Origin of the sequence: Novosphingobium mangrovisedimenti (genome assembly GCF_025153475.1) — a bacterium.
In the GTDB taxonomy this organism is placed as follows: domain Bacteria; phylum Pseudomonadota; class Alphaproteobacteria; order Sphingomonadales; family Sphingomonadaceae; genus Novosphingobium; species Novosphingobium mangrovi_A.
On the sequence record NZ_JANZXA010000006.1, the window covers coordinates 103,763 to 129,291 of the forward strand.

Genomic DNA, 25,529 nt, shown 5'->3' on the forward strand with positions numbered 1-25,529 from the left:
CCTTCCAGCATGTGCGGCATTGCCGGTATCTTCCACCTCGAAACGCCCAAGCCTGTCGATCCCGCAAGGGTCCAGGCGATGTGCGACGCGATCGCGCACCGCGGCCCTGACGGGCAGGGCGTGTGGACCGCGCCGGGCGTGGCATTGGGACATCGACGTCTTTCGATCATCGACCTTGCCGGCTCTCCGCAGCCGATGGCTTCGCCGGATGGCCGGGCGATGCTGGTGTTCAATGGCGAGATCTACAACTATCGCGAACTGCGTCAGGAGCTGAAGGACGCCGGCGCCAGTTTCCGCACCGATGGCGACAGCGAGGTCATCCTTGCCGCCTGGCAGCGCTGGGGTCCGGACTGCGTCACCCGCCTGCATGGCATGTTCGCCTTTGCCATCTACGACCTGGATGCGCGTACGCTCTTCCTCGCGCGCGACAGGCTGGGCGTGAAGCCGCTCCATATCGCAGCGCTCAGCGACGGCAGCGTCGCCTTCGGTTCCGAACTCAAGGCTCTGCTCGCGCACCCGCTGCTGCGGCGCGAGGTCGATCCCCTCGCGGTGGAGGACTACCTCGCGTGGGGCTATGTCCCCGACAACCGTTCGATCCTGAAGGGCGTCGCGAAGCTTCCGGCCGGGCATTCGCTGTTGCTGCGCCACGGCGCACCGCTTCCCCGACCCAGCCAGTGGTGGGACGTGTCCTTCGCCGACCGCCGCAAGGGCAAGCCGGCCGATCTCGAGGCGGAACTGCTGCACCTTCTGCGCCAAGCGGTATCCTCCCGGATGGTGGCGGACGTGCCGCTCGGTGCTTTCCTCTCCGGCGGGGTCGACAGTTCCAGTGTGGTGGCGCTCATGGCAGAGGCGAGCAGGCAGCCTGTCCGGACCTGTTCGATCGGTTTCGACGTCGCCGCGCTCGATGAAAGCGCTTATGCCACGAAAGTCGCGCAGCGTTATCATACCGATCACGCATCGCGGCTGGTTTCTCCCGATGACTTCGACGCCATCGGCCTGCTGGCGGGGATGTTCGACGAGCCCTTTGCCGACGCTTCCGCCTTGCCGACCTGGCGCGTATGCCAGCTGGCGCGGGAGTCGGTGACAGTCGCGCTCTCCGGAGACGGCGCAGACGAAGCGCTGGCGGGGTATCGTCGTCACTTGTTCCAGCACGGTGAGGATCGCATCCGAAAATTCCTGCCGCAGGGGCTGCGCGGGCCAGTGTTCGGCACGCTCGGCGCGATCTATCCCAAGGCAGACTGGGCACCGCGGTCGTTGCGGGCCAAGACCACGCTCCTCTCACTGGCCGGTGACAGCGCGCAAGGCTATGCCCGGGCATTGGCCTACGCCTCCCCCGAATCGCGCGAAAGCCTGTACTCCGATGGTTTCAGGCGGCTGCGCGGCGATTATCGGGCAGAGCACCCCCTGCTTGACGTGATGCGCTCCGCACCGGCGCGATCCGGGCTGGATCGCGCGCAATATGCCGATCTCAAGGTCTGGCTGCCAGGGGACATCCTTACCAAGGTCGACCGCACCAGCATGGCCGTCAGTCTGGAAGCGCGCGAGCCCCTGCTCGATCACCGCCTGATCGAGTTCTGTGCGAGCCTGCCCGAATCGATGCGGGTGCACGGCGGGCAGGGCAAGTGGCTCCTGAAGCACACGATGCGCCGGTTTCTGCCGGATGACATCCTCTATCGCCCCAAACAGGGCTTCGTCACGCCCATCGCCCAATGGTTTCGCGGTCCTCTGGCCCAGACCGCGCGAGACATCTGTGGAAGCGCGACGCTGGCGCAGACTGGCTGGTTCGACGCCCAGCATCTGAACGGGCTCGTCGATGCGCACCTGTCGGGCAGATCCGACAATTCGCGGACGCTGTGGCAGCTCCTCATGCTGGACAAGTCGTTTACCGAACTTGGAATTGGCTGACCCTCGGGATTTCCCGGCCGGAGGCGGTATCCCGATATTGCTACTGTCCCGTCAAATTAACTACACTGATTCTTAGGATCTTTGCCGTAGGTCGGAAGTCCGAGCGTCAGTACGGGACGTGTATGCACGAGTTTGGTCGCCATTTTCGATATCAGAAGCGGGCTTTGTCCGTGGCGATGGCGTGCATCCGCTCGAGACTGTCCGTTGGCCTGGAAGGTCCGCCTCACCATGGCTGAACTCTGGACGAAACTCCGCAAGATCTGGAAAAAACCGCGCGTCCGGATCGTGTTCTGGGCTGCGTTTACAGGCATGCTTATCGGTGTGACCGGCTTCGCCAAGCCGGCGGAGGATGTTCTGAGAGATGTTCGCTGGCAAGTGCGTAGCCAGCCGTCGAAAGGCAACATCGTCGTAGTCCTGCAGGACAACAAGACGCTCAACGAACTGGATGCACTCGATGTAACGCACGGAAACGATGCGGATGTGATTTCACAACTCTTCGCCGCCGGTGCCGATCGCGTGTTCTTCGACCGGACTTTTTCGGTGAAGGGCGAAAAGCACGACGACGAGAAATTCATAAACGTTTTGAAGCAGAATTCCGGGAAAGTGTTCCTGGGGGCCACGTCGAGTGCCGACGGCCCCGTGGGCAACTATGCAGGCAAGGTGCCACTCAAGAAATATAGAGACCATGCTGGCGTCGTGTCGCTGCTCAGCTATTTTCATGCCTTCAAGCTCAACATCTGGTACCCTCTGGCGTCGGGTAGTCCGATCGGGGATATCCCGTCCCTTTCGGCAAAAATTGCCAACGTTCAGGGCGACACGGAGCAGGGGTACTATCCCGATTTTTCCATCAGGATCAGTTCCTACCCTTCGCTCAGCTATATCGATGTCCTTCGCGGCCGATTTGATCCTTCCATCGTTCGGGGCAAACAAATCCTGATCATTCCGGCTGCTGTGAGTTTCAACGATACCCACTCCGTACCGGGCCAGCGAATCGCTGCGCCTGGCGGGTATTTCGCGGCAATTGGCGCGGAAACGCTGGAGCGCGGCATTCCCAGGGATCTTGGCTGGCTGCCGCCGTTCCTGCTGGTCCTCGCCGTTATCATTTCCGGTATCGGCCGGGGGCGGGTCCTCGATGTCTACCGTTTCGCCGGGCTGATCGTCGCGCTGGGCGCCATTCCTTTCGTGCTCGATTCCATGGGTATCGGCGTGGAAATATTTCCCGGGCTGGTGGTCACCCTGGTGGCGGTCGTGCGCATGCGCAATCTGGATCGTGTCGAGGTTGCCGGCGAGACCAATGCGGGCTCAGGGCTGCCGAGCGTGCAGGCCCTGCGCAATTCCGACCAATTGACACCGCATATCCTGGTTGCCCTGAAGATCCGCAATTACGGTGCGATCATCGGCAGCTTTGCCGAGCATGTAGAAGCGCAATTGGCCAACGAGATCGTCCGGCGCATCCGCATCAGCGACGAAGGCGTCGTCGTCTACCACGAAGGCGGGATGTTCGTCTGGCTTTCGAACATTCGCAGCACGTTCGATCTTTTCGAGAACCTCGAAGGTCTGCACCGTATCGTTCAGAACGGGATTCAGGTCGGCGGCCTGGATATCGACCTCTCGTTCAACTGCGGTGTCGATTCCGAATTCGATAGGCCTTTGTCGAGCCGTATCGCGAGCGCCATGCAATCGGCCGAAGAGGCGGTTCGCAACGACGAACTGGTCTATCAGCATGACAGCCGCAAGCACGAGGCGCAGTGGGAAATCTCGCTGCTGACGTCGCTCGATCGGGCGATCGACAACGGCGAGGTGTGGGTAGCCTACCAGCCCAAGCTCGACGTACGGTCAAACCGGATCTGCGGCGCCGAGGCGCTCGTGCGCTGGACGCATCCGGAACGCGGGCCGATCAGTCCCGAGAAGTTCATCCGCATTGCAGAGGAATTCCACCGGATCGAGCGCATCACCAGGTACGTTGTCAACGAAGCCGTGAAGGCCACGGTGAAGTTGTGCGAACTGGGCCACGATCTGACGATGTCGGTCAACATATCGGCCCAGTTGCTCCGCAACCCAGGGCTGCCCGGAATGATTGCGGACATTCTTGCGGAACATGGACTGCCGTCCGATCGACTCATTCTAGAAATCACCGAGACCGATCGCCTCGATCGCAGTTCACGCACGTTCCAGATGCTGCAGCGCTTGGTCAAATCGGGACTTCGTCTGTCGATCGACGACTTCGGAACCGGCAACGCCACGATCGATTACCTGCGTTACCTTCCCGCCAGCGAAGTGAAGATCGACAAGGTTTTCGTTCAGTCGATGGAGGACAACAAGGAAGACCTCCTACTGGTCCAGTCGATCATCGAAATGGCGCACTCGCTCGATCGCACAGTGGTGGCGGAAGGGGTCGAAACGGCCAATGTGTTGGAGATTCTCAAGCGCCTGCACTGCGATGTGATCCAGGGATATTACCTGAGCCGTCCTGTCCCGTTCCAGGACCTGATCGAGCTGATTGCCCGGCCCAAGGTTCTCAGACTTGGTTAAAAAATCCTTGAAGACGCGTTAACCTGTTGTTATCCATGTTTTCAGTCGCACTGATTGCGGCTGTTCACATGGGGAATTTACTATGCGCTGGGATTACTGGGGCGGTTTCTGGGGTCAGACTGGCCACTGAGTCAGTTTGTTCTCAAGTAAAAACTGCAACAACGCAGTTTACCGCAAATAATTGGAGCGCTTTTTGGGGGTATTTGTACCTTCCGAAAAGCGCTTCTTTTATATTCTACTGTCGCGGTTCTTGTCTAAAGCGGGGGCGTGGCTTTTTTATTGATTGGGTGTGCCAAGGTCTGGTTGCATCTCGGCAGAATTAGTGGCGTACGTCACTTCGATTCAAGGTCCCGATTCGGGACTCGTTGGGCGGTTCAGCCCTCGCCGTGCCCCAGCGCAAGGTAGTCAGCGCTCTGCATTTCGTTAAGACGGCTGACAGTGCGCTCGAATTCGAAGCGTCCGGTTCCGGCCTGATAAAGATCTTCCGGCGCGGCGTCCGCCGCCGCGATCAGCTTTACCTTGTTCTCGTAGAGTGCATCGATCAGCGTTACGAAGCGGGCTGCCTCGTTGCGCCTGTCCGGTCCCATCTTGGGGATCCCGACAAGGATCACCGAGTGATAGGCCCGTGCGATCGCCAGATAGTCGGATGCACCGCGCGCTTCCCCGCATAGGCGCTTGAAGCTGAACACGCCCACGCCCTTGAGGCTCTTGGGGACGTAGAGCATGCGACCGCCGCCAACGTCCAGTTCTGCCGCAGGGACGTGTTCGCTGTCCTCGGGGGGGTAGTCCGTGAGCCGATAGAAGGCTTCGCGCGCCTGTTCGGTGGCCTGTTCTCCCAGCGGCATGTGCCACGTCGCCATGCCGCCCAGGCGTTGCAGGCGGTAGTCGGTGGGGCCGTTGAGCGTGAAGACGTCGAGTTCGCGCTCGATCAGGCCGATGAACGGCAGGAAGTGCTCGCGGTTGAGTCCTTCCTTGTAGAGTTCTGAAGGGGCGCGATTCGATGTGGTGACGATCGTGACGCCCTCGTTGAGGATGAGGTGCGTGAACAGCCGGCTCATGATCATCGCATCGGCCGAATTGTTGACGACCATTTCGTCGAAGGCGAGACAGCGGACGTTGCGCGCAAGAGCGGCGGCAACCGGTGGGATCGGGTCGCCCGTTTCCTTCTTGCGCTCCTCACGGAGCAGGGCGTGCACTTCCAGCATGAACGCATGGAAGTGAACGCGGCGCTTTTCGGTCAGGTCGAGCGTCTGGATGAAGAGATCCATCAGCATCGATTTGCCGCGGCCGACACCGCCCCACATGTAGATACCGCGTGGCGGTTCGGGCTTTTTACCCAGCAGCCTGCCGATCAGGCCCGTCGACGAGGAGGCCTTGTAGAGCTCGCGCTGCAGGCGATTGAGTCGCTCGGCCGCAGCCTCCTGCTCGGGATCGGACCGCAGCTCGCCGGTGGCCACCAGCGCTTCATAGCGTTCGAGCATGGCTGTCATCGAACGCTCGGCTTGCGCAAGGTGCCGACGAAGCTGGCGACGAGGTGCTCATCCTGCTCGACAGTGCCGCGCAGGAATACGAGGCGGCGGGTTTCCTTCATTACTTCGACCACTGCATCAAGTGGTTCACCGATACGGCCAGTTCCAATGAACTGGTTATGGAGGTCTAGTGTGACCGAGCCGGCCGTGTCGGCGCCCAGAGTGAGATAAGTTCCTGCGAACATCGCAACGTCGATCAGGGCCAGCGTGATGCCTCCATGAATCTTGTCATGGACATTGCTGTGCTGGCGGCCGGGCGCGATCAGCCGAAGGCGCGCGGAGCGCTCGCCTTCGGGGCGAATGAGCATCGGGCCCAGACCCACGCCGTTGAAGCGGGAGGGGTCCTCCAGATTCCACGTATGCCATCCCGGATAGTCCGGCGATGGAGCGTAGGTGAAAACGTTCTTGTCGGTCACTTGGGGAACCGGAAGGTATCTTAGACCTGACGCTCCGCCTGCATCTTCTTGATTTCGGCGATCGCGCGCGCCGGCGACAGGCCCTTGGGGCACACGTTGGCGCAGTTCATGATGGTGTGGCAGCGATAGAGACGGAAGGGATCTTCCAGCTCGTCGAGGCGTTCGCCGGTCATCTCGTCGCGGCTGTCGGCCAGCCAGCGGTAGGCCTGGAGCAGGATCGCCGGGCCAAGGAACTTGTCGGAGTTCCACCAGTAGCTCGGGCACGAGGTCGAGCAGCAGGCGCACAGGATGCACTCGTAGAGGCCGTCGAGCTTCTCGCGCTGTTCGGGGCTCTGCAGGCGCTCCTTGCCCGAGGGCGTGGTCGAAACGGTCTGCAGCCAGGGGCGGATCGAGGCGTACTGCGCGTAGAAGTGCGTGAAGTCGGGCACGAGGTCCTTGACCACGTCCATGTGCGGCAGCGGGGTGATGCGGATGTCACCCTTGAGATCCTCGATCGCGGTAGTGCAGGCGAGGCCGTTGGCGCCGTTGATGTTCATCGCGCACGAACCGCAGATGCCTTCGCGGCAGGAGCGGCGGAAAGTCAGCGTCGGGTCCTGCTCGCTCTTCATCTTGATGAGCGCGTCGAGAACCATCGGGCCGCAGTTGTCGAGATCGATCTCGAAGGTGTCGTAGCGCGGGTTCTCGCCCGAGTCCGGGTCGTAGCGGTAGACGGTGAATTTCTTCACCTTGGTCGCGCCTTCGGCCTTATGGACGTTGCCCTTCTTCTTGATCTTGCTGTTGGCCGGAAGGGTGAAGGTCGCCATCGAAGAATCCCCGTGATCTTGCATTGCGGCAAAAACCGCGACTGATGGTTCCCTCTAGCGATTCAGCCGCGCGGGGCAAGAGGAGAGAGTCGTCTTCCGCAAGATTGCCTCTTCACGAAGTTTGTCCACTTGGGCGATGTGTGATTTTTATATATCTAATTGATTTAAAAAGAAAATAAAATTCATTGAGGAAAGGACGAGCTGCTTCCCGGAGCGCTGAAGGGCAGCATCGCGCAATGTTGTTGCTGTAGGAAAGTTGATTTTCATCGCGAATGCACCCCGGAGTCGCGCTGTCCGACGCCTTTGGTCGCGAGGAAAGCGTGCGGTCACGCCTCGTCGGGAAACGAACCCAGGTAGTCCGCGCCCCGCTGGACGATCGCGATCCTGCATCCCGCGTCGTCGAGCATGGAGAGCGTCGTCCGGCGATTGGTGACAAGGCACCATTGCCGCTCTCCCGCAGGCTCAGGCGCGCTGTCACGCACCGCACGCAGCGTTCGCGCCAGGACCTGCGGGGAGGGTGCATGCACCGCAAGGCCCTCGTTGGCGAAAGCGGCCGAGGACAGGTCCAGCGCCTCGCACGCTGCCGCCAGGAGGGGCACGTCCTCGATGGCTACCCGGCGGTGCGCTTCGACGATGCGTGCGTCTGCCGCGTGGGCAATCTCGCCGTCGCGCTCCAGCACGGACCGGTCGGGCGCCCAGGCCTCGGGCGGGCCAATCCCCATGTCGATGGGGGCAAGCTTACATCTTGAAGCTGATTGTCTGCGTATTGGCGCTGCAGGCGGTGCTGCCGCCGGGACGATAGCTCCACTCGTACTGCAGGTCCTTGCCGATGTCGGTGGCGGCATCGACGAAGATCAGCGGCGGATAGGCAACGATCGGGCGCACATTGGCGGTCTCGCCGCCCGACTCGATGTCGTATTCGATCTGGACCCAGCCTTCGAAGCCCATCATCGCCGCAGTGACCGGATAGTCCGAGCTGGAGACGTTGGTGCGACGGATGGCCGGCGGCAGGCTGAGCAGTGCGCATTGCTCCGCAGTCAGCCCCGTTTGCTGGAAATTCGCCTGAGCGGCCTGCATATCGCCTTCGGACGCGGCCCGGTTGGCGAGTTCCAGCCAGGCAGCCTGGCGCAGCGGATGATGGGTGTCGAGCCGATCGTCGTGCGCAACCTGTTCCAGGACCTGGTCGGCCTGCGCCAGCCGGTTCCTTTCCCGCCCGCCGGTGGCGAACATGCGCAAGGTGTCCGCGGCGAGTGCATCCTGGGCCATGGTCGGATCCTGCGCAAGTTCGAGTGCCGATTCCCGCAGGGCCTGCGTGTCGCGGCGGTTGCCGGCGGGGGTGAGCCTGATCCGCATGGCGCGCATCCAGTTTGCCGTCTTCACCGGAACTGGCGTCGTGGCCGCCAGGGTCAGGGCCTTGTCCAGCATGGCGAGGCGATCGCTGTCCGACAGGCTCGTATCGCCGGCTGCGAGACCATTGAGCGCGGCAATGCGTGCGAGGGGCGAGGTGGCGTCTTCCTGTCCTTCTGCAATGCGGTTGAGGCGTGCGGCCGCTTCCTGCCGGTCCGACGCCTGCTGCAGGCCTTCGGGCAGATGCTGCGCTGCCCATGCCCAGTACCGCGTGGAAAGCGGCGCCCACAGGCTGGGCCTGTCGCCCAGGGCAGAGCTGCAACGCAATTCCACACGCGTGAGCAGCTTGTAGAACATGGGAACCTTGGCGATGTCCTCCGGCTTCCAGTACCATTGCGAGACCGCCTTTTCGAAGGCTGCGGCCACTTGCGGCCCGCCGCGCGAATAGACGGTGTGGGCCACGGTCACGTAGCCATCGTCGCCGATACCGAACTCGACAACGGCGACATCGTCGGGCCGCAGGCCGGTTTCGCTGCCGCAGACCGGCGGCGCCATCGATGCCGCGCGGGTGAAGGGAGATTCCTGGATTCGGCCCGCGCCGGTATAGGCAAGGTAGAGGCGAGCCTGGCTCTTGTGGCCGGTCAGCATCGCCGCCATCGCCAGATCGCTGCGCAGGGCCACTTCGGGAAGGGTCGTGCGGGTGGACAGCCCCCCGCTGAGTGAAAGCGCCTTTTTCAGTTCGGCGTAGGCCTCGTCGTTCTTGCCCTGGTTGAGCAGCGCGCGTGCATGGAGGGTATGGAAGGTCGCCAGCACGTCCTTGTCGGGCTTGGGCTCGGCAGCGAGGATACGCAGGGCTTCCTCGCTCGGTTCCAGCGCCGCCGTGCCGCCGTCGAAGACGGTAGCCTTGGCCAGTTTCGCCAGGTTGGACAAGCGGGACTCGCCTTGCTGTGTTTCCAGAGCGAGACGGTAGTATCGCGCCGCGCGTGGGTAGTCCGACCGGAAATAGGCCGCACTGCCCAGAGCTGTTTGGGCCCGGGATATGTCGAGATCGAAATTGGCGCCCGCCTTCCGCAGTCCGGGCAAGCCGATGGCGATGGCGCGTTCGCCTTCGTCGTAGCGTGTGAGGTCGATCAGGCACACGCCCTTGCGCACGGCAATGGCGGCGGCGGGAAGCGAACCCGGCTTGACCCGGGGATCCCGCTCCAGCTGTTCGAACAACGGAAGCGCCTCGGTGCACTTGCGCGCGGAAAACAGGTCGCTGGCCGCATCGAATTGCTGTTGGAGCGTGCCTGATCGCGGCTCTGCCGGCGGTGTGGAAACGGCGGCGGACGCTGCTGCCAGGAGGGCCAGGATGGGCATTCGGTCATTCTCCGGCTTGCCGGGTGGGATCAGGAAGACGTACTATGTCTCTATGACAAGACTGTCTATCACGGCGCTGATTGCATTCCTTTTTTTAACGATGCCGCTGCGCATCGGGGCAGAATCGGGGGATGATCGGCGCACGGTGATCCTGTTCGGAGCGAGCTGGTGCGCACCATGCATCGCCGAGCTGCGCGGCATCGGTGCGCTGGCATCGGCGGCCCCTTCGGACCGCATCCTGATTGCCTGGGAGGATACGGGCATCGACCGCTTCCGCTTCGATCGTCCGGGTAATGTCGAAGTCCTCCCGATCCGGCGCGCGCAGGAATTGCGCAAGGCCCATGCGGACGGGATAGTCGGCTATCCCTATGCGGTCATGCTCGATCCGCACGGGCAGGTGTGCGCGCACTGGGCACGGATGCTTACGTCCGAGGCGATGGCCACGATGAAGCGGGCATGCGCGCGCCCGCAGTCGTAAAGTCAGTCGTCACCGCCGCCGATAGCGTAGCAGAACGACCAGCGGGGCCAGCGCCAGGGCGAAGACGTAAAGCAGCCAGAAGGAATCGGTGTAGGACACCATCAGGGCCTGGCGCCCGATCTCCCTGCTTGCGCGGATCATCTGCGGGGCCGAGCTGAAATCGAAGTCCTGCCAGCGCCACAGGAGCGCCGGGTTGTCGGGTCGGACGCCTTCGGCAAGTCGCGCGTGGACAGTGGCCTCGTTGCGGATGGTCATCGACTGCATCACCGAAATCCACACCGAAGCGCCCAGCGCGCGGATCAGGGAGTTCATCGCCGTGCCCTGGTTGCGCAAGTGCGGAGGGATCGTCGCGAAGATGACCGTGGTGATCGGCACGAACAGGAAGGCGCCGCCCACGCCCTGAACGAAGCCGGCGATTTCGACCAGGCGGGCATCCATGTGGAGCGAGAAGCCGGCCATCATCGCGGTCGACACCCCGCTGATCACCATGCCGATGACGATCAGCACGCGCGGATCGCCCCGGTTCACGAGCATGCCCACGATCGGCATCATCAGCATCGTGCCGATCCCGCGCGGCGCCATGGCCAGCCCCACGAGCACGGCGGGGTAGCCCATCAGGTCCGCCAGCAGCGGCGCGGTCATCGCCATGACCGAATACATCAGCCCGCCCAGGAAGAAGGCGAAGACCGAACCCACCGCGAAGTTTCGGTCGCGGAAGATGGCGAGGTTCACGAAGGGGCGGTCGGTCGTGAGCGTGTGGACCATGAACATATAGAAGGCGGTGACGGCGAGCGTCGCCTCGATCCAGATCTCGCGCGATTCGAACCAGTCGAGCATCTGCCCGCGGTCGAGCATGAGCTGGAACGAGCCGATCGCGACGGCCAGCAGGGCAAAGCCGGTAAAGTCGAGATCGACTGCGTTCTCGTCCTCGAAGGCAGGGAGGACCGCCAGCAGGCCCAGTACGGCGGCAATGCCGAAGGGCAGGTTGATGAAGAAGATCCAGCGCCAGTTGAACGCCTCGATCAGCCATCCGCCCAGGATCGGACCGCAGATCGGCCCGAGAATGACGCCGAGGCCCCAGGTGGCCATGGCCGACCCGTGCCGCTCGGGCGGGTTGATGTCGAGCAGGATCGCCTGGCTCATCGGCAGCAGCGCCGCGCCCATCGTTCCCTGCAGCATGCGGAACAGCACGAGTTGCTCGAAATTGGCGGCCATGCCGCACAGCATCGATGCCAGGGTAAAGCCGATCACGGAGGAGACGAACAGCCGCTTGCGCCCGAACCGGCTCGCCAGCCAGCCCGAAAGCGGCGTGAAGATGGCGGACATGATGATGTAGCTGGTGAGCACCCAGGTGATCTGCTCACGCGAGGCGGCCGTGCTTGCCTGCATGTGCGGCAGCGCGACATTGGCGATCGTCGCATCGAGCTGGGTCATGAAAGCCGCGGCAAGCGTGAATACGGTGATCAGCCGCCTGCGGCCTTCGGTGGGATAGGCATGCATGGGCGGCGACCTTCGGGGCAATCCCGCCGCAGTGCAAGATGCGATGATGGAACCGCATGGACGATGCGATTTGCCTGCAAGGCCCTTGCGCTGACCGCCCGCGTGGTGCTTGCCTTGACGTTCAGAACAGTCGGCCGGAACAATCCGGCCAGAACTATCGGGAGACTTCACGCATGAGCGAATGGAATGGACGCACGGCAGTCATCACCGGCGGCGGCAGGGGTTTCGGCAAGGCGTTCGGCGTGGCTCTGGCCCGCGAAGGCGCGCATGTCGTGCTGGTCGATATCGATGGCGCCGAGGCCGAGGCGGCCGCGGCGGACATTCGCGCTTCGGGCGGCTCGGCCGAAGGGCTGGGCGGCGATGTCACCAACGAGGCGCGCATGGCAGAGGTCATGGCGCAGGCGGCAAAGGCAAACGGTGGGATCGACCTGCTGGTCAACAACGCAGGCCTGCATTCGGACGAATATGGCCAGCCGATCCTCAAGATGGGTCTTTCCAAGGTGCGGCGCCTGTTCGATGTCAACGTGATCGGCGTGGTGTGCTGCACGCTGGCCGCGCATCCGCACATGAAGGGGCGGGCAGGGGCCTCGATCGTCAACATTTCCTCCAGCGCGGCGCACATGGGCGGATCGGCCTATGGCGACAGCAAGCTGGCGGTGGCGGGTCTCACCATCACCTTTGCGCGCGAGCTGGGCGTGGACGGCATCCGCGTGAACGCGATCTCTCCCGGCCTAATGCTCACCGACACGATCCGCAAGGAACTGCCCGAGGCGACCAAGGCGCGCGTGCAGGCGATGCAGCTCATCCCCGGCGACGGGCTGGAAGAGGACATTGTCGAGGCCCTGCTCTATCTCGTGTCGAGCAAGGCGCGCTTCGTAACCGGCGAGACGCTGCGCGTGACCGGCGGCATGGCGGCGGGCGTGTGACGTTGCGGAGCCTTGGCCATGCATAAGGGTGACATCGCGCCCGAAAAGGGCATCACGGGGCGCAGTTCCTATCCGCCGCCGCACGACGAGAAGGTGAAGGGGCGCAAGACCTGGATGCTCACGCGGCAGTGGAAGCTCAGCCAGTTCGGCGTGAACATGGTCGAGCTGCCGCCCGGCGCATGGTCGACGCAGCGCCACTGGCACCGCACCAACGACGAACTGGTGATCGTGATCTCGGGCGAACTCGTGCTCGTTACCGACGATGGCGAGGAAGTGCTGCGTGCGGGCGATAGCGTCGGCTTCCGGGCGGGGGTGGAGAACGCGCACCACTTGCAGAACCGCTCCGACCAGCCCGCCGTCTATTACGACATCGGCGGGCGCGATGCCTGGGACGTCTCGACTTTCCCCGACATCGGGCTGGAGGCGCGGACGCATCAGGAAATCCGCTTCCGCGAGATCGGGACGAAGCCATGATCCGGCTGCTCTATTTCCCCACGCTCAACGGCCGGAAGGTGGCGATCGCGCTGGAGGAAATGGGGCTGCCCTACGATGTCGAGATCATCGATATTCTCGATGGCGGACAGGACGCGCCTGCCTTTCGCGCGGTGAACCCCAACGGCAAGATTCCCGCGCTGGTCGATGGCGATGTGCGCGTGTTCGAAAGCGCGGCGATCCTGCAGTATCTGGGCCGCAAATGGGGCCGGTTCTATCCGGCGGACGAACCCGTGCGCGCGGCTATCGATTCCTGGCTGTTCTGGCAGATGTCCGGCCTCGGGCCGATGTCGGGGCAGGTCAACTGGTTCGCCCGCGCCGCGCAGAAGCCGGGCCGCGATCCGGCCGAAACCGGGCTCGCCCTCCATCGCTTCCGCAAGGAGACCGAGAGGCTCTTCGCCGTACTGGAAGAGGCGTTGACGGGCCGCGAATACTTGTGCGGAGACTATTCCATCGCCGACATGTGCGTATGGCCCTGGATCGAGAAATATCCGGACAACGGCGGGGGGCTCGCCGCTTATCCGGCGATTGCCGACTGGCATGCGCGCATTGCGGCAAGGCCAGCGGTGCAGCGCGCGCTGGCCGTCGGTCTGGAAGGGCTGGAGAAATACAAGGACATCTTTGCAGTGTCCGCGCCAACGGAGAAGCAGGCATGAGCAAGCACCCCATACGCCCCGATGCGCAGGGCTATCTCGACCTGATGGCGGCCAATCCCCGCCCGCCGATGGGCGACGAGAGCATCGCCCAGATGCGCGTGATTCCCAAGGAGGTGATGGCGCAGATGATCGGCGCGTTCGACCTGCCGGTCGGCGAGCTTGGCGAAGTGCGCGACGTGGTCATGCCGGGGCCGGGCGGCGACATGGAACTGCGCCTGTTCGACGTGCGCGCCGAGCGCGGCCCGGGCCCGGTGGTCGTGTTCTACCACGGCGGCGGCTTCGTCGTCGGCTCGATCGATACGCACGCAGCGCTGGCGGCGGAAATCTCGCGCCAGCTCGATCTGCCGGTGGTCTCGGTCGAATACCGCCTCGCGCCCGAGCACAAGTGGCCGGCGGGGATCGACGACGGCGAGGCGGCGGCGCGCTGGATCGCCGAAAACGGCGCGGCTTTCGGGCGCGAGTTCACCGGACTGGTCCTGTGCGGGGACAGCGCCGGCGGCAACCTGACCCTCGTTACCGCGCTGGCCCTGCGCGATCGGCCGGCGGCCCTGCCGGTCATCCTGCAACTGCCGATCTACCCCAAGGCCGATTCCAGCGAGAGCTACGAATCCTACGTCCTGTTCGGCGAGGGATACGGCCTGTCGCGCGAGGACATGGCCTATTTCGACAGGGTCTATGCCGCCGATCCGCACCACTGGCGCCATTCGCCGTTTGTCGCAGACCTTTCCGGGCTGCCGCCGATGGTCATGGCAACTGCCGGGCTCGATCCCCTGCGCGACGAGGGCAGGGCCTTTGCCGCCAAGGCCGTCGAGGCAGGCGTGCAGGTAGTCTACCGCGAATGCACCGGCACGATTCACGGCTTCGCGACCTACCGCAAGGCGATCCCATCGGCGCAGACCGATCTCGATACCATCATGGCCCACGCCCGTCTGCTGCTGGCCGAGGCCGGCGCCGGGGGGTGAGCGTTTGGCCCGGAAGGCCATCGGTCTTGCCTGCAGCCCGCCCCTGAGCCCGCCGCGCTGTCCTGCGCGGTGCGAAACGCCAGACTTCGCCCATGGGAGAGACGGTCAAGACATTCTGCCGCAATTGCAGCGCGCTGAACTGGCGGTCACTCGCGACGAGCGGGAGGAGGACGCGCGGCCCTATCGCCTCGGACCACGGCACGGTGCGCACGCGGGTGAAGGCGGAGGAGCGCCTGCAGCCGGGCCTCGTCTCGATGACGCACATGTTCGGGCCGCTCGTTTCGACCGGCGATCCCGAAGCCGACGGAGGTGCCAATGTCGGCCAGCTCTGCTCGCTGACCCGCGTGCTGGAGCCGGTAAACTTCATGCCGCGCTTTTCGGCGATTCCTGTTACCGTGCAGCCATATGAGAAAGACTGAGAGGAGTATGGCGATGGGACTGGCGCGCTGGTGGGATGAGACGGTCGTGCCGCGCATCATCCGCTGTGGCTGCGCGCAAGCGCCGATCATGGAAATCCGCAAGGACGTGGTGCCGCTGGCTACCGGGTGCGTGTTCGAACTGGGCTGCGGCGGGGGCATCAACCAGCAACTGCTCGATCCCGCGCGGATCGAAAGCTACGCCGGGCTCGATCCCTCGGGGAAGGGGCTCGACTATGCCCGCGCGGCGGCGGCTGAGAAGGGTTGGGACGCCGACATCCGGCAAGGCGTGGGCGAGGACATTCCCTTCGGCGATGAAAGCTTCGATACCGTGGTCTGCACCTTCACCTTGTGCTCGGTGCACGATCACGGCCGCACGCTTTCCGAACTGCGCCGCGTGCTGCGGCCGGGCGGCACGCTGTTCTTTGCCGAGCACGGCCGTGCGCCCGATGCGAAAGTTGCGCGGTTTCAGGAACGCATCGATCCGGTGTGGAGCAAGGTTTTCGGCAACTGCCACCTCTCGCGTCCGGTTACCTCCGCCGTGGCAGTCGCCGGTTTCGCCACTGAACCAACGGGCGCGCGGTACATGGGCGTGGGCCCGCGCTTTGCCGGCTGGATGGAATGGGGCCGGGCGGTGAAGACGGGGTAATTTGCGTAAGGTGTCATCCCAGGGAAGGCTGGGATCGTTGTAAGCATGGCGCGACATCGAGACCGATCCCAGCCTTCGCTGGGATGACGTTCGTTTATGTCTCCCGCGTTTATGTCTCCCGTCCCCGCTCAGGCTGAGCCTGTCGAAGCCCCCGGCTCCGCAAACCTACTGCACTTCCTCCGCCGGCGCCCCGCAGGCCATGCAAAACCGGAAGAACGCCATCTTGCGCGCATCGCAGCGGGCGCAGTGATTGAAGAGCGTCATGCCGCAATGCACGCAGAAGTTGGTTTCGCTTCCTTCCATGTTGGCGATGGGGCGATCGCAACCCGGGCAGACCTTGGCGGCCATCTTCTTGAAGGCTTCGTCGTGGGAAACGAGCTTGCGCCGTTCCTCTTCGGCCTGCGCTTCGACTTCGCGGCGCCGCTCGAGATAGTGGCGCATGTTCTTGATGAGGAAGTGCCCGGCGGCAAAGGTCATGATGATGCCGGCGCCATAGCGGATATAGCCGCCGTAGCTCGGCAGGTAGGGCACCAGTTCGACGAAGAAGACGAAGACCGAGGCCAGCACGAAACCCCGCGATAGCGGCCAGTAATTGCCCTTACGACGCTTCACGACCAGCCAGGCGGCCAGCAGCAGCAGGGGCAGCGTGATGGCAAGGCGCAGCAGGAAGATCCGCAGCTCCTGCCAGAACAGCGCGCGCTCGTATGCCGGGTAGGCGTCGCTTTGGAGGTCGGACTGTTGCTGTCGCAGGGCGTTCGCGCGCTGCTGGATCGAAAGGCGTTCGTTTTCGAGTGTGTCGATCCCGCTCTGTACCGAACGTTCGCCGCTCTTGAGCTGTTCGAGCTGACGGGTGCGCTCGATTACTTCGGGATCCTGCTGGGGATCGGTGGTCGCCGTGCGCGTCTGGATCCAGGCCTGGAAGGTTTCGGTGGCAGTCTTGGACGCGCTCTGTGCCTGCTGCAGTTGCAGCCGGGCAATGGCGAGCTTGTCGTCGATCTCCGCGCGGCGCCTGTCCACCGTCTTCAGTTCGTCCTCAACCTTGCGGTTCTGCGCGCTTTCCACGAACTGATCGGGGGTGATGGTCGTCTCGACCCTGGGAAGGTCGCCGATGATCAGGTTGCCGAAACCGACGAGAAAGATCGCAAAGACAACGGAGACTATCCAAAGGACAATGGCGTAGGCTCTTTCCGGCACCCTGGCCCCTTTTATCATGGTCCCTCTCCCTTTTCTCCAAGACAATGGGCATCATGCCTGAAAATTCGGCAAATACATACGGGTATCGATCGCCCGGCCTCGCAGCGACCCGCCGTTCCCATAGAAAAAGGGGCCCCCCGTCAGCGACGGGAGGCCCCTTTTTCATTCAGCAGGTATCAGTTGCCGAAAGTGCGCTGCCACCAGCCGCGGCGGGGCGGCTCCTGACTATCGCCTTCGCCTTCGGGCTCGCTCTCGCGGGAGCCATTCGCGTCATTGGCGGCTTCCGGAGCGGCAGCGGGTTCGGCCGCCGGCTCTACGCTGGCCGGCGCCTCGGCGACCGGTTCCGGGGCAGGGGCCGGGGCTCCTTCCGCAGGCGTTTCCGCTTCGGCGGCCGGCTCGACCTTTTTGCGACGGGTGCGCTTGGGCTTCGCCGGCGCTTCCTCGGCTTCGGGTTCAGCCGTCGCGGCCTCGCCGGCGGCTTCCGCCTTGGCGGCGGGCGCCTTCTTGCGGCGGGTGCGCTTGGGCTTGGCTGGCGCTTCCTCGCCATCGGCCGGTGCCGCTTCGGCACTGGCTTCCGCCTCGGGAGCGGCCTCGGCTTCTATGGCCTCGGCTTCTACGGGCTCGGCCTTTTTGCGACGGGTGCGCTTGGGCTTGGCCGGAGCCTCCTCGGCCGCAGGTTCCGCCGAAGCGGCTTCCTCGGTGGCTTCCGCCTTGGCGGGCGCCTTCTTGCGGCGGGTGCGCTTGGGCTTGGCCGGCGCTTCCTCGGCCACCGCTTCAGCATCAGCGGCAGGCTCTGCCTCTGCTGCGGGTTCCGCTTCGACGACGGGCGCGGCTTCTGCCACGGGTTCGCCTTCCGGTGCGGGTTCTGCGGCAACCGCTTCCCCTTCCGAAACCTCGCCTTCCTCGGCGCTACCTTCGGTCTCGCCCCCGTTTTCGCCATTGCGGCGACCGCGACGGCGGCGACCGCCACGGCGGCGGCGCTTGCGCGGTGCATCGGCCTCGTCGCCTTCGGCAGCTTCGGTTTCGGCGTCGGGCTCGCCGGCAGCCTCGTCACCCTCGGCCTCGTCGCCTTCGGTTTCTTCGCTCTCGCCGGTCTCCTCGAAGCCCTGCTCGTCGCCACGACTGCGGTTGCTGCGGCCACGGCGACGCTTGCGACGCTTCTTGCGGCCGGAACCCTCGCCTTCCTCGCGGGCTTCCTCGATCAGATCCTCGTCGTCCTCGGGGAAGTCCTCATCCTCGATTTCGTCGACGATCGGTTCGAACTGCGGCACGAACTCGTTGCGTGGGCCCGAGGACATCACGCGCATCTTGGCGCCTTCGTTCTCGCCCTCGGGGATCACTTCCACCGAAACGCCGTAGTGCGCCTCGATGTCGGCGAGGTCCGCGCGCTTGGCGTTGAGCAGGTAGACGGCCGCTTCGGTGGAGGCGAACAGCGTGACCACCACGCCCTTGCCCTTGGCCGCTTCGTCCTCGATCAGGCGCAACGCCGAAAGGCCGGCGGAGCTGGCGGTACGGACAAGGCCCGAGCCGTCGCAGTGCGGGCACGAACGCGTCGTCGCTTCGAGCACACCGGTGCGCAGGCGCTGGCGGCTCATTTCCATCAGGCCGAAGCTCGAAATGCGGCCGACCTGGATGCGCGCGCGGTCGTTCTTGAGCGCGTCCTTCATTGCCTTCTCGACCTTGCGGACGTTCGATCCGTATTCCATGTCGATGAAGTCGATGACGACGAGGCCGGCCATGTCGCGCAGGCGCAGCTGGCGGGCGATCTCGTGCGCGGCCTCGATGTTGGTGGATACCGCGGTCGCCTCGATGCCGTGCTCCTTGGTCGAACGGCCCGAGTTGATGTCGATCGAGACCAGCGCCTCGGTCGGGTTGATGACGATGTAGCCGCCCGACTTGAGCTGCACGACCGGGTCGTACATCGCGGTCAGCTGGTCTTCCGCGCCGTAGCGCTGGAACAGCGGCACGGGGTCGGAATAGGGCTTCACCCGGCGCGCGTGGCTGGGCATCAGCAGCTTCATGAAGTCCTTGGCGGCGCGGTAGCCTTCCTCGCCCTCGACGACGACTTCCTCGATCTCGCGATTGTAGATGTCGCGGATGGCGCGCTTGATGAGGTCGCTGTCCGAATGGATCAGCGCCGGTGCGGCCGATTTCAGCGTCTGTTCGCGCAGCTCGTCCCACAGGCGGGCGAGGTAGTCGAAGTCACGCTTGATTTCGGTCTTGGTGCGCTGAAGGCCGGCGGTGCGCACGATGCAGCCCATGCTGCGCGGCAGCTGGAGTTCGGCGATGATCGACTTGAGGCGCTTGCGGTCGCTGGCCGAGCTGATCTTGCGGCTGATGCCGCCGCCATGGCTCGAATTGGGCATGAGCACACAGTAGCGGCCCGCGAGGCTGAGGTACGTGGTCAGCGCCGCGCCCTTGTTGCCGCGCTCTTCCTTGACGACCTGCACCAGCAGCACCTGGCGGCGGTGGATGACGTCTTGGATCTTGTAGCGGCGGCGCAGCGCCATGCGCTTGGCGCGCAGCTCGTCGGCTTCCTTCGAGCGGCCACGGCCACGGCCCTGGCGGCGGCCCCGGCGGCGCGGGCTGTTGCCGTCGTCCTCGGAGGTTTCGGCCTCCGGATTGTCTTCGCCGTTCTCGTCGGAATCGCCGTTGTCGAAGCCGTTTTCGACATTGCCGTCCTCGATCGTCGCGACCTGGTCCTTCTCGGACGTGTCGACCTCGGTCAGGCCGCCGTCGTCGAAGTCCTCGGAATCGCCGTCGCTCGAGGAATCGTCGTCCTCGTCATCGCCCTCGTTGGCGCGAAGTGCGGCTTCCTCCTCGGCGTGCGCGGCTTCCTCGGCGAGGAGGGCTTCGCGGTCTTCCTTGGGGATCTGGTAGTAATCGGGATGAATTTCGCTGAAGGCGAGGAAACCGTGACGGTTGCCGCCGAAATCGACGAAGGCAGCCTGGAGCGAAGGCTCCACGCGGGTTACCTTCGCCAGGTAGATGTTACCTTTTATTTGCTTGCGTTCGGTCGATTCGAAATCGAACTCTTCAATGCGATTTCCCTTGAGTACCGCCACCCGCGTTTCTTCCGGGTGGCGCGCATCGATGAGCATGCGCGTTGCCATTACGTGATCTCCATACGCGCCTCGTCCCGGCCGGATCAGCCGGGGAAGCGCGATCTTGTTCGAAAATGCCCGATACGGAGGCGAAGGCCCGGCGCGGTGCGGCAAGGGTGTTCGTGTCCAGGGCAGGGGTAAACATGAAAACGGGGCAATCCAGCGCCCCGCCTGTGGCAATAGAGGCGACTGCCGCAGGGGCAGCCATCGTGTCTGCGAGAGGAAGATCGCGTGGCAAAACCGGACACGCGGGAAATTGCGGCCACACAGCTCGCGCCCTTTCGGGCGTCGGCTGGCAAGGCGGCAATTGGCTTCTCATGGCTCGCATCAACCTGTTCGGACCCGGAAACGGATTTTCCGGCATCGACGGCCCGGGGCATGGCCTGACCGGTCCTGTCCGGTGTCATCTGGTGATGCCTGGGCCGGAATGCGAGGACCGAAGGCGGAATGGCCCCGGGATCGAATTGGCCTAGCATTCAAGGCCGGTAACGGCAAGTTACTTGCCTACATTACGTTTAGTGCTGTTCTGGTTAAGGGAATCTTTCCCTAAAAACGGGGGAACACGAAGGGGTGGCATTGCCGGTTGCGGCAACTCCACCTAGGCAGGACCGCAATGTCGCGCATACTACAACTGCTGGTGATCCTGTCGGCGCCTCTGGCGCTGCTGGTTGCGGTTTTCGTGCTTCACAGGGCTATGGGTATTGCCGAAGATGGCGGTGGATACGTCGTCCGCTTCGACCTGCCGAGCATCGATGCACCGGTCGGTCTTCCCAGGGTGGACGGGCCGGCCGATTCCAGCCGGCCGTTGGTGGTTATCGATCCCGGCCATGGCGGCTTCGATCCGGGGGCGGGCACGGAGGCGGTGCAGGAAAAGGACGTGGCGCTGAAAGTGGCGCAGGCGATCCGCAAGCAGTTGCTCGACGGCGGCGGCGTGCGGGTGGCGCTGACGCGCGATACCGACCGCTTCGTCTCGCTGGCCGACCGCCCCGACATCGCGCGGCGGCTCAATGCCGACCTGTTCATCTCGATCCATGCCGACAGCGCCGAAAACGACGCGGCGCGCGGGGCCAGCGTCTATGTCCTGTCGGAAAAGGGCTCCAGCCAGGCCGCGGTACGTTTTGCCGCGCGCGAGAACGGCGCGGACCGGATCAACGGCGTTTCGCTTTCGCAGACGAACGACGCGGTTGGGGCGATCCTGCTCGACCTGTCGCAGCGCGGTGCCCAGGCCGGCTCTGCCGAACTGGCGGGACTGATGCTGCGAGAACTGCGCGAGGCGGACGTGGGGCTGCACCATGGTCGTGTCGAAACGGCGGCGCTGGCAGTGCTCAAGGCGCCGGACATTCCCTCGGTCCTGTTCGAGACCGGGTACATCAACAACACGCAGGACTATGCCTTCCTGCGTTCCGCGCAGGGGCAGAAGACGCTTGCCCGGGCGACTGCCCGCGCGATCCGCGTCTACTTCGCGCGCAAGAGCGGCGTCTAGGGCATCCCGGATGCGTGTCGGCCGGCAAGCTTGATGCCTGCCATCGCGGTTTTCTGTCCGGATGTGGCGACAAGGCTGGCAATCGTTCAGGGCTGAATTCGAGCACGCGACCTGGCCGGCGCCTGCAGTGAGCCTTTTCCTTGCCGCGCAACTTTACCCCTTGAAAGATGCGTTTGTTTTACATCTTTTTGCGAGGAGCCTAGGCGTTTTCAGCCCGTTCATGGAACGAGTACCTGCGCCTGCCCCTACAACAATCGTCCGGAAAGCATGCCGTGCTGAATAGGCTGATGAAACGTTCCGCACAGCTCATGCCGCAAGCAGCCGTAGGCCATCTTGGCTGGCTGCGCGGTGCGATCGGGGCCTCCTTGGGCATACTCTCGGCTGGAGCTATCACTGCCGCTGTCCTGGGGACTGGCGATCCTGCCATTCCATGGCTTGTCGCGCCGATGGGCGCTTCGGCCGTGCTCGTCTTCGCGGTGCCGGCCAGCCCGCTTGCTCAACCCTGGGCTGTCATTGTCGGGAACCTCCTTTCCTCGGCGATCGGGCTATTCATGGGAATTTCGCTTGGCTCTCCTCTCCTTGCCGCAAGCCTGGGTGTGGGTAGTGCCATTGCAGCGATGTCGCTCACACGCAGCCTGCATCCACCGGGCGGTGCATGCGCTCTGCTCTGCGCGTTGGGCTCAGCCGGACACGATCACTGGACCTTGTTTATTCTAGTCCCGGTGGCGTTGAACGTGACGGCGCTGGCCGGTGCAGGGTGGATTTATAACAATCTCACGGGACACCCTTGGCCGCATCATATCAAGGCGCCTTCCCCCGCAGCCGGGGCAAGCTTCGCGTATACCCTCGAGGATCTTGAAGCAGTGCTGGCAGAGTGGAACGAGATGCTGGACGTCGACATCGACGATCTCGATGCCATCTTTCAGGCTTTGCACCGGCGTGTGGAAAAGCAGGCTCTTCGCCGCATATGATCGGACTGAAGGGCGGGGAGACTTCAGGCAAATTGTGACGCACCTTGGTGAAAGGCCGTGAGCGCATTGCACAGCGATGGACGAATTCCATGGCCCGTCAACGTGCGGACGCGCATTCAGGCCTCCAACTGGTTCTCCAGACCCGGCGGCGATCACCCGTCCACCGCAATCCAGAGCGGTTTTTGCGCTTCCGTCTGGCAATGCCCGAAACGCCCGTGCTAGAGGCACAGCGCAATGAGTGACGCCACCGACAGCCACGGCACCGATCCCGGCGAACAGCCGCCCGAAGACGCAAGCTTTCGCATTCGCCGCGAAGGCGCCGGCCGGTTCGCGGCCCTGGGCCGGATCTGGCGCGGGCGAAAGTGGCTGCGCCGCTTCACCTATCTGTGCGTGGTCGGCCTCGTCGGTCTGGCGGGCTTCTGGATCGTGCTCACCCGCGATCTGCCCGATGCCAGTACGCTGCTCGAATACCAGCCGCCGCTGCCGACGATGGTGCGCGGCATCGATGGCGAGATCGTCTACAGCTACGCGCGCGAGCGGCGCGTGCAGCTGCGCTTCGTCGATTTCCCGCGCCCGCTGGTGAATGCGTTCCTGTCCGCCGAGGACAAGACGTTCTGGACGCACGGCGGTGTCGACATCACCGGTCTTGCCGGCGCGGTGGTGGACTATGTTGCCAAGTACGGCTCGGGCGAGCGCGCCAGGGGCGGTTCGACGATCACCCAGCAGGTTGCCAAGAATATCCTGATCGGAGACGAATACTCGGTCACCCGCAAGCTGAAGGAGATGATCGTCGCCCATCGCATCGAGGGCGTGCTGACCAAGGAGCAGATCCTCGAACTCTACCTCAACGAGATCCCGCTGGGTCGTCAGAGCTTCGGCGTGCAGGCTGCGGCGCGGGCCTATTTCGGCAAGGACGTGGGCGATCTCGATCTTCACGAGACCGCCTTCCTGGCGATCCTGCCCAAGGCGCCCGAGCGCTATGGCCGCAAGAAGTACGAGGACATGGCCATCGCCCGGCGCAACTGGGTGCTCGACGAGATGGTCGACAACGGCTGGGCGACGCGCGAAGAGGCGGACGCGGCCAAGGCCAAGCCGCTTGGCCTGATCCCGCGCAGTTCCGAATCCTACGATCAGGCGAACAGCTATTTCGTCGAGGAAGTGCGCCGCCGCCTGATCGACCGTTATGGCGAAAAGGCGGAAGACGGGCCGAACAGCGTCTATGCCGGCGGGTTGTGGGTGCGCACCTCGCTCGACACTCAGATGCAGCAGGCGGTGCGTGCGGCGCTGCGCAAGGGGTTGCTGAGCTACCATGGCAGCCGCGGCTGGAGCGGCGCGATCGCCCACCTCAAGGATCTGGAGAACTGGCAGACCCAGCTCATCGTGGCGCACCGGACGATTGACTACAGGAACTGGCGCGTCGGCGTCATTCTCGACAAGTCCGGCGACACCGGGCGGATCGGCTTTTCCGACGGCAACATCGCCGCGCTGACCAACATCGACGAGAAAGCCAAGGCGGGCGATCTGGTCGCGGCCGAGCCGGTTTCGGCCGGGACATGGGCGCTGCGCACGATACCCGAGGTTTCCGGCGGCATGGTCATGGAACAGCCCGCGACCGGGCGCATCCTCGCCATGCAGGGCGGCTTCGATTTCGGGCTGGGGTCCTTCAATCGCGCCACGCAGGCGGAACGCCAGCCGGGCTCGACGATCAAGCCCTTCGTCTATGCCACCGCGCTGCAGTACGGCATGACTCCCGCGACGCAGGTGCTGGACGGCACGTTCTGCGTCTACCAGGGGGCGAAGCTGGGGCAGAAATGCTTCAGGAACTTCGGCAACGAGGGCGGCGCGGGCAGCCATACGATGCGCTGGGGGCTTGAGCAGTCGCGCAACCTGATGACGGTGCGCATCGCCAACGACACCGGCATGCCGCGCGTCATCAAGACGTTCCACAACGTCGGGATCGGCGACTACAAGCCGTATCTCTCCTTCGCGCTGGGCGCTGGCGAGACCACGGTCGAGCGGATGGTCAATGCCTATTCGGCGCTGGCCAACAACGGCGTGCAGTATCCGGCTTCGGTGGTCGACTATGTGCAGGACCGCAATGGCAAGGTGATCTGGCGCGCCGATCCGCGCCGCTGCGACATCTGCAACATGGCAGACTGGGACGGCAAGCCGATGCCGCGCATCACGCGCAAGGGCAAGCAGGTGATCGATGCCGATACCGCCTACCAGGTCATCCACATGCTCGAAGGCGTGGTGACCCGCGGCACCGCGGTGCGCCTGCGGAGCCTGAACTTGCCGATCTTCGGCAAGACCGGCACGACCAATGGCCCCACCGACGTGTGGTTCATGGGCGGCAACCAGGACTATGTCGGCGGCGTCTACGTCGGTTACGATGCGCCCCGCTCGCTGGGCGGCTGGGCGCAGGGCGGACGCATTTCCGCGCCGATCTTCAAGGACGTCGTGGAAGCGACCCGCCCGCGCTGGACCACGCGCCCGTTGCTGGCGCCGCCGGGCATCCGCATGGTGCGCATCGACCGTGTCACCGGCAAGCAGGTCATGGGCGTGGAGCCTTCCAACGAGCCCAAGGCCTCGGTGATCTGGGAAGCCTTCAAGCCCGATACCGAACCGCGCCAGTACACCGCGGAAGACGAGTTCACGCGCAGGCGCGATGCGCTTGTCGCCGATGTCATGCAGGCCCGCGATGAACGCGAAGCGGCAAGGCTTCGTGCCGCAGGAGGCGAACCTCAGGACTTTGCGGAAGAGCAGGGCGGGCTATACTGATTCCCGAACGGCCGGGCACGACGATG

General features: G+C 64.2%; 20 protein-coding genes. 12 read left to right on the forward strand and 8 right to left on the reverse strand.

Translation table 11 applies throughout. The features are described 5' to 3' along the window. The first annotated feature begins 9 nt into the window (after positions 1-9). Together NZK81_RS10515 and NZK81_RS10520 are read left to right on the forward strand one after the other, a co-directional pair. Positions 10-1,905 carry an XrtA/PEP-CTERM system amidotransferase gene (locus NZK81_RS10515; protein WP_260046086.1) on the forward strand — a complete coding sequence of 632 codons (1,896 nt, stop codon included), beginning with the start codon at positions 10-12 and terminating at the stop codon, positions 1,903-1,905. 132 nt (positions 1,906-2,037) lie between these two features. Then, the gene (locus NZK81_RS10520) at positions 2,038-4,437 is read left to right on the forward strand and encodes an EAL domain-containing protein (RefSeq protein ID WP_260046087.1); all 2,400 of its coding nucleotides are present in this window, start codon (positions 2,038-2,040) and stop codon (positions 4,435-4,437) included. Positions 4,438-4,811: 374 nt separating this feature from the next. Here NZK81_RS10520 and zapE read toward each other — a convergent pair whose 3' ends face one another. The 5 genes from zapE to NZK81_RS10545 all read right to left on the reverse strand — a co-directional run bounded on the left by zapE (position 4,812) and on the right by NZK81_RS10545 (position 9,891). Continuing rightward, entirely contained in the window at positions 4,812-5,927 is a 1,116-nt protein-coding gene (gene zapE, locus NZK81_RS10525) for a cell division protein ZapE (protein WP_260046088.1), read from the reverse strand. Continuing rightward, on the reverse strand, positions 5,924-6,382 hold the full coding sequence (locus NZK81_RS10530) for a PaaI family thioesterase (protein ID WP_260046089.1): 459 nt from the start codon (positions 6,380-6,382) through the stop codon (positions 5,924-5,926). Before NZK81_RS10530 ends, zapE begins: the two co-directional genes overlap by 4 nt. Positions 6,383-6,402: 20 nt before the next feature. After that, positions 6,403-7,185, reverse strand: coding sequence for a succinate dehydrogenase iron-sulfur subunit (locus tag NZK81_RS10535; RefSeq protein ID WP_260046090.1), 783 nt, complete (start codon positions 7,183-7,185; stop codon positions 6,403-6,405). A gap of 326 nt (positions 7,186-7,511) precedes the next feature. Continuing rightward, the gene (locus tag NZK81_RS10540) at positions 7,512-7,907 is read right to left on the reverse strand and encodes a hypothetical protein (RefSeq protein WP_260046091.1); all 396 of its coding nucleotides are present in this window, start codon (positions 7,905-7,907) and stop codon (positions 7,512-7,514) included. Between the two features lie 16 nt (positions 7,908-7,923). Beyond that, on the reverse strand, positions 7,924-9,891 hold the full coding sequence (locus NZK81_RS10545; protein ID WP_260046092.1) for an energy transducer TonB: 1,968 nt from the start codon (positions 9,889-9,891) through the stop codon (positions 7,924-7,926). Between the two features lie 100 nt (positions 9,892-9,991). On the opposite strand from NZK81_RS10545, the gene NZK81_RS10550 reads away from it, so the two are divergent. Continuing rightward, on the forward strand, positions 9,992-10,369 hold the full coding sequence (locus tag NZK81_RS10550; protein ID WP_260046093.1) for a TlpA family protein disulfide reductase: 378 nt from the start codon (positions 9,992-9,994) through the stop codon (positions 10,367-10,369). A 9-nt stretch (positions 10,370-10,378) separates the two neighbouring features. On the opposite strand, the gene NZK81_RS10555 is transcribed toward NZK81_RS10550, so the two are convergent. After that, positions 10,379-11,869, reverse strand: coding sequence for a DHA2 family efflux MFS transporter permease subunit (locus NZK81_RS10555; protein ID WP_260046094.1), 1,491 nt, complete (start codon positions 11,867-11,869; stop codon positions 10,379-10,381). Between the two features lie 173 nt (positions 11,870-12,042). Between NZK81_RS10555 and NZK81_RS10560 the strand changes: the two genes are divergently transcribed. From NZK81_RS10560 to NZK81_RS10585, 6 genes are all read left to right on the forward strand, one after another. After that, entirely contained in the window at positions 12,043-12,795 is a 753-nt protein-coding gene (locus NZK81_RS10560; protein WP_260046095.1) for an SDR family NAD(P)-dependent oxidoreductase, read from the forward strand. Positions 12,796-12,813: 18 nt separating this feature from the next. Beyond that, complete coding sequence (locus tag NZK81_RS10565) at positions 12,814-13,269, forward strand: cupin domain-containing protein (RefSeq protein ID WP_260046096.1); 456 nt, start codon at positions 12,814-12,816, stop codon at positions 13,267-13,269. Then, positions 13,266-13,943 carry a glutathione S-transferase family protein gene (locus NZK81_RS10570; RefSeq protein WP_260046097.1) on the forward strand — a complete coding sequence of 226 codons (678 nt, stop codon included), beginning with the start codon at positions 13,266-13,268 and terminating at the stop codon, positions 13,941-13,943. The genes NZK81_RS10565 and NZK81_RS10570 overlap by 4 nt, the downstream gene beginning before the upstream one ends. Then, positions 13,940-14,905, forward strand: coding sequence for an alpha/beta hydrolase (locus NZK81_RS10575; protein ID WP_260046098.1), 966 nt, complete (start codon positions 13,940-13,942; stop codon positions 14,903-14,905). The genes NZK81_RS10570 and NZK81_RS10575 overlap by 4 nt, the downstream gene beginning before the upstream one ends. Positions 14,906-14,997: 92 nt before the next feature. Then, positions 14,998-15,324, forward strand: a complete 327-nt coding sequence (locus NZK81_RS10580; protein WP_260046099.1) for a hypothetical protein — start codon at positions 14,998-15,000, stop codon at positions 15,322-15,324. A 7-nt stretch (positions 15,325-15,331) separates the two neighbouring features. Further along, on the forward strand, positions 15,332-15,970 hold the full coding sequence (locus tag NZK81_RS10585) for a class I SAM-dependent methyltransferase (RefSeq protein ID WP_311202085.1): 639 nt from the start codon (positions 15,332-15,334) through the stop codon (positions 15,968-15,970). A gap of 165 nt (positions 15,971-16,135) precedes the next feature. Here NZK81_RS10585 and NZK81_RS10590 read toward each other — a convergent pair whose 3' ends face one another. After that, entirely contained in the window at positions 16,136-17,182 is a 1,047-nt protein-coding gene (locus tag NZK81_RS10590) for a zinc ribbon domain-containing protein (protein ID WP_260046100.1), read from the reverse strand. Between the two features lie 158 nt (positions 17,183-17,340). Further along, a complete protein-coding gene (locus NZK81_RS10595; RefSeq protein WP_260046101.1) occupies positions 17,341-20,277 on the reverse strand; it encodes an Rne/Rng family ribonuclease in 2,937 nt (978 codons plus the stop codon). A gap of 604 nt (positions 20,278-20,881) precedes the next feature. On the opposite strand from NZK81_RS10595, the gene NZK81_RS10600 reads away from it, so the two are divergent. The 3 genes from NZK81_RS10600 (at position 20,882) to NZK81_RS10610 (ending at position 25,503) form a co-directional block, all read left to right on the forward strand. Continuing rightward, a complete protein-coding gene (locus tag NZK81_RS10600; protein ID WP_260046102.1) occupies positions 20,882-21,751 on the forward strand; it encodes an N-acetylmuramoyl-L-alanine amidase family protein in 870 nt (289 codons plus the stop codon). Between the two features lie 287 nt (positions 21,752-22,038). Continuing rightward, positions 22,039-22,722, forward strand: coding sequence for an HPP family protein (locus NZK81_RS10605; protein ID WP_260046103.1), 684 nt, complete (start codon positions 22,039-22,041; stop codon positions 22,720-22,722). Between the two features lie 234 nt (positions 22,723-22,956). Continuing rightward, entirely contained in the window at positions 22,957-25,503 is a 2,547-nt protein-coding gene (locus tag NZK81_RS10610) for a penicillin-binding protein 1A (RefSeq protein WP_260046104.1), read from the forward strand. Positions 25,504-25,529: the final 26 nt, after the last annotated feature.